General features: G+C 40.5%; 1 protein-coding gene. It reads right to left on the bottom strand.

The features are described 5' to 3' along the window. The coding region (locus CF394_RS00670) for an ABC transporter transmembrane domain-containing protein (protein ID WP_133079780.1) at nucleotides 1-284 on the bottom strand (284 nt) is incomplete at both ends.

Genomic DNA, 284 nt, shown 5'->3' on the forward strand with positions numbered 1-284 from the left:
CCAGTGTCAGCATGATAGAGATCACAATCAAAATCGTCAGCATATCAAGCCAAATATTCATCAGGCCTGTGATGACAAAATCCTTTGTTTGTTCCACATCATTGATCACTCGGGAAATGACTTCCCCTGTTCTTGTATTCGCATAAAAACGAAGGCTCAATTTCTGTATATGGTCAAACAGCTTGGCTCTTATATCGTAGAGTACCTTGCTGGCTGTCCACTGGGCAAAATATTGCCTATAGTATTCAACAGGCGGGCGTAAAATTAAAAATAAGGCGAACATA

The organism is Tetzosporium hominis (assembly GCF_002265435.1).
Taxonomy (GTDB): Bacteria; Bacillota; Bacilli; order Bacillales_A; family Planococcaceae; genus Chryseomicrobium; species Chryseomicrobium hominis.